General features: G+C 67.4%; 2 protein-coding genes. Both read left to right on the top strand.

From position 1 onward, the window contains the following. Positions 1-935: 935 nt before the first annotated feature. Positions 936-2165, top strand: a complete 1230-nt coding sequence (locus ABZX40_RS41455) for a helix-turn-helix transcriptional regulator (protein WP_355747904.1) — start codon at positions 936-938, stop codon at positions 2163-2165. Positions 2166-2287: 122 nt separating this feature from the next. Beyond that, positions 2288-2515, top strand: a complete 228-nt coding sequence (locus tag ABZX40_RS41460; protein ID WP_356009007.1) for a winged helix-turn-helix domain-containing protein — start codon at positions 2288-2290, stop codon at positions 2513-2515. Positions 2516-2759 lie beyond the last annotated feature (244 nt).

Here is a 2759-nt window from a genome sequence, read left to right on the forward strand (position 1 = left end):
CAACTGGGGGTCCAGAGCCGGATCCTTGGCGGCGTTGACCGCCGCTCCGAGATCCCCGATCAGGCCGAACAGGTCGTCGTCGTTGCTCATCTCGTTCACTTTCTGTTGGGTCATGCCCAGCCGCGAAGAGGCGGTCGGGTGTTCGGGTGCCCGGCGCGGGCGTGGTAGGTCATGGAGGCCAGTACGACGCGTACGCCCAGGGCGTTGCCGTCCCGTCCGACAGGAGCAGCCGGCACTCCCGGCACGTCTCGACGCTCAGGGCCGCGGGCCCCGACCCGACAGACAGCGCGGGCAGCGGCACGGCGGCCACCGGTCCGACACCAGCGTCAGCGGCCCGGGACCGCGCCGGTACGTGCGCCGCCGGGTGGGCCCGGTCCGCGTGCCGTCCGGGCCCACCCGGTAGATCTCGATCGTCATACGCGAGGTGCCCGGCGCGGGCGGAGTACCGGCGTTCACCGTGCCCCCTCCCCACCCAGGTCGTGGCAGGGGCAGGTGCGGCGCGGGACCAGGACCGCCTCGCGCTCCGGCTCCGTGGCGATCAGGTAGGGCGACCGGTGCGCCCGCACCCGCGCGGCACCCGCGCTGGGCCTTTCCGTGACCGGACGGACACCCGCCCGACGCTTCCCTTTCCCGGGCAGCAAGGCGGTCAGCACCCATCGCACGATCGTGTGGATAATGCTCACTGTCGTCAGCTCCCTAGAGGCTGGTGGCCACGCCCCCGGATCGTTCGCGCGGTCGCGGGGGTCCCTCGTAGAGGGAGCTACTGACCGTAGGGGCCCCACACTCCGGCAAGGGGGACGACTGGCCCCCCTTGCATGGGGGGCCAGTTGTCCCACCCGTCGATGAAAATGCAGGGCCGAAAACTCGCATATCCACGGCGCCTCGCTCCGGGCGTACGCTTCCAGAACGGCTCTACTTCACGCCAGGGAGCGAACATGACGGATCTACCCGAAGGGCTCACAACCGGCGAACGTATCCGCATCCTGCGGGAACGGCGGGGGCTGTCGCGCCCCGTGCTAGCGGGACTGGTCGGCAGGTCTGCCGACTGGCTCAAGAAGATCGAGAACGGCGACCGCAGCCTGAAATCGATCACGCATCTTGTGCAACTCGCAAACGCCTTGCACCTAACGAACGTGGCCACGCTGACCGGCGGAGATCTGAGCATTCCTACCAACGATGTCGGCAAGCTTTCACACAGTGCGGTACCGGCGATCCGTGAGGCCATGCACAGCGTGTCGTTCACGGGTACGACTCCCGACGTTGTGGCAACTCCCGAGGTCCTCAGAGATCGCGTGGATGGCGCTTGGCAGCTCTGGCACAGCAGTACCCACCAGCGGACGGAAGTCGGCTCGCTCCTGCCAGACCTCATCCGGGACGCTCACGCGTGCATCAAGACGAATCAGGGAGACATGCGGCGTGCAGCGCAGGCCGCTACCGCCGACCTGTACAGGCTTGTCCAGCGATTGCTGGCGCATATCTGCGAACCAGAACTCTATTGGCTCGCCCTGGACCGTGGGCGTGCTCATAGCGAGGAAGCGGACAACCCTGTGACGCTGGCACTGGCAGCGTGGTCCACGGCCATCGGGCAACGGGCAGCGGGGTACGCCGAAGAAGCAGTTCGGACGGACGAAGCGGGTATGTCGTTCCTGCGCGGTCGACTTGAAGGGGGCACGGCTGAACTCATCGGTGTATATGGCGCGTTGAATCTGCAAGCGGCCATCTCATGCGGACTGGACGGGCGTTCCGGCGACGCGGAGCGATACCTGACCGAGGCGGACCGCACCGCCCAGCGGCTACCCGCCGGGTACACCCACACGCCATCGGCATTCGACGCGGCCAACGTCGCCATTCACGGCGTGAGCGTCGGTGTGGGGCTTCTGACACCCAGCGAGGCGCTGAGGCGCGCTGAATCCATCCGCCCCGAAGGTATCGGTTCTCTTGAACGGCGTTCGCGTCTGCTGCTGGACATTGCCGCAGGGCACCAGCAGCGGCGGGAGACCGCAGCAGCGGTGCACTATCTCAGCCACGCATACCGCGAGAGCGCCGAAGGCATTCGCTACGTGCCGTTCGCTCGTTCTCTGGCCGGCCAACTGGCCCGTACCTCACCCGGGCCGCTCAAGAGGGAGGCCGTCGCTCTGGCCGAGGCTGTGGGAGTAGCCGCGTAACCCTCCCGGACGCGTAACGGCCCCCGCTCCAGCGGGGGCCGATCTGCTGCGCGCGTATGCCTCTAGGCTCTCTTTCCATGGCTGAGACCTCACGCGATCCACACGCCCCGCGCGCCCCGTACATGCGGGTTCGTGATGCGCTCATGGCAGCGATCGAGGCGGGGACGTACGGGCCGGGTGACCCGATCCCCTCGGAAGCCGAGCTGTGCGCTGCTCACGGGGTGGCCCGGATGACCGCACGCCGTGCGATTCGCGAACTCCGGACACAGGGTCTCGTCTGCACCGAGTGGGGCAAGGGTTCCTTTGTGGCGGAGCCGGACCCCGAGGGCGACCACCGGGGCGAGCCGTAGCGGCACCGTTCCCGACCCTGTGTCTGCATGAGTACACGCGCGAGGCTCATAGCCTGGTGAGACCGTGCCACCCTTCGAAATGGGGCCACCGTGGCGTACCTTGTCGGTTCTCGCGCAAGCAGTCTCGCCAAAGTGCAGGTGCGCGAGTATCTAGTGTGATGCGCCGGAAATCCTGAGGGTTAGTTCTGGCCTGTTTGCTGGCCGGCGGTTCCGACTTTGGTGAGGTAGTCGGCGAGAGAGTTGA

It is taken from the genome of Streptomyces sp. NPDC004610, from assembly GCF_040609715.1.
In the GTDB taxonomy this organism is placed as follows: domain Bacteria; phylum Actinomycetota; class Actinomycetes; order Streptomycetales; family Streptomycetaceae; genus Streptomyces.